Origin of the sequence: Streptomyces sp. NPDC002742 (assembly GCF_042888885.1) — a bacterium.
Taxonomy (GTDB): Bacteria; Actinomycetota; Actinomycetes; order Streptomycetales; family Streptomycetaceae; genus Streptomyces.
Window position 1 is genome coordinate 1 of the sequence record NZ_JBIAQF010000076.1, and the last position, 1,513, is coordinate 1,513.

A 1,513-nucleotide genomic window follows, 5' to 3' on the forward strand; every position below is an offset into this window, starting at 1 on the left:
GGGGGGTGCCTCTATGTCCTTCGTCAAGGCCGTGCTGGTCATGCAGGGGTGGTTTCGGGGAGGCGGGGTTCGTAGAAGGTGCCGTCTCGGAGCATGGCGAACAGGACGCTGATGCGTTGGCGTGCGAGGCGGAGGAGGGCCTGGGTGTGGGTTTTGCCGCGGGCCCGGCATCTGTCGTAGTAGGTGCGGGAGGCGGGATCTGCGTTCATGCAGGCGAAGGCGGAGAGGAACATGGCGCGTTTGAGCTGCCGGTTGCCGCCTCTGGGTGCGTGTTCGCCGTGGATCGAGGTTCCCGACGAGCGGGTTGTCGGGGCGAGGCCGGCGTAGGAGGCGAGGTGGGCGGCGGTGGGGAAGCTGGTGCCGTCGCCGACGGTGACCAGCAGGACGGCGGCGGTCCTGACTCCGACTCCCGGCATCGAGGTCAGGACCGGGGAAAGAGGGTGGTCCTCCAGCAGGGCTTTGATCTGGGCTTCCAGGGCCCGGCGCTGTTCGTGGACGGCCGCGAGGGAGCGGGCCAGGGACGGGATCACGACGTCGAGTGTGCCGGTTCCGGGGACGACGACGGTCTGCTCGTCGAGTGCGTCGAAGACGTCGTCGATCAGCCGGGCGGCCATGCGCGGGGCCTTGGGCCGGATCACCTCGACCAGCCTGCGGCGCCCGGCTTTGCGCAGGGCGGACGGAGATCCATAGCGTTCCAGCAGCCAGGTCACGGCGGGGTGGTCCAGCCGCGGCCCGAGGACGCGTTCCAGGCTGGGGTGGAACTGGGTGAGCAGGCCGCGTATCCGGTTGGAGGTGCGGGTGGCCTCGGCCGCCAGGTCCTGGTCGAAGCCGACCAGCACGGTGAGTTCGGCGGTGATCTCGTCGGTCAGTTCCAGCGAGCGCAGGGTGTGCGGCATGGTGCGGGCGGCGTCCGCGATCACCGCGGCGTCCTTCGCGTCGGTCTTGGCCTCGCCCGGGTAGAGATCGGCGATCCGGCGCATGGCGAGTCCGGGCAGGTAGGCGACCGTGCAGCCGGCGTCCCGGGCGACCGTCAGGGGCAGGGCTCCGATCGAGGCGGGCTGGTCCACGATCACCAGGACGGTGCCGAACTTCGCGGCCAGCTTGTCGAGGACGGCCCGCAGCTTCGGCTCGCTGTTGGGCAGCTGCTTGTCGAAGACCTTCTTGCCGGCCGGGGTCAGCCCGTGGCCGTGATGAGCACTCTTGCCGACGTCCAGGCCGAGGAACACGCCCACGTCTTCGGTGTCGAACATCGCACCCTTCCAGTGGAGTCGAACGTGCCAGCCTCGGCGGTGGTGTCGTACGCGCGCATCCACGTTATGCAGACCTGCCGCCCGCGAACCGTCCGGCGTTGCGCCGGACCGGGCGGTGGCCGGACCTCTCATCAGCGTCTCCGACGGCACCTCCCGGGCCCGGTGACACCACCCCCCAGGTCATGCTTTCGACAGGGGGACACAGTCATGCCGGGCCCGGAGGCCAGCGGTCCCGTTGCGGAACCGCGAAGAAGATAACGGGG

At 69.9% G+C, this 1,513-nt stretch carries 1 protein-coding gene; it reads right to left on the minus strand.

Annotation, left to right across the window (positions count from 1 at the left end):
- Nucleotides 1-38 precede the first annotated feature (38 nt).
- Nucleotides 39-1,250, minus strand: a complete 1,212-nt coding sequence (locus ACFYW8_RS44535; RefSeq protein ID WP_389093912.1) for an IS110 family transposase — start codon at nt 1,248-1,250, stop codon at nt 39-41.
- Nucleotides 1,251-1,513: the final 263 nt, after the last annotated feature.

What these genes read in the sequence shown, in the direction of transcription:
- ACFYW8_RS44535 (WP_389093912.1), bottom strand. Translation starts at nt 1,250, where the DNA reads ATGTTCGACACCGAAGACGTGGGCGTGTTCCTCGGCCTGGACGTCGGC.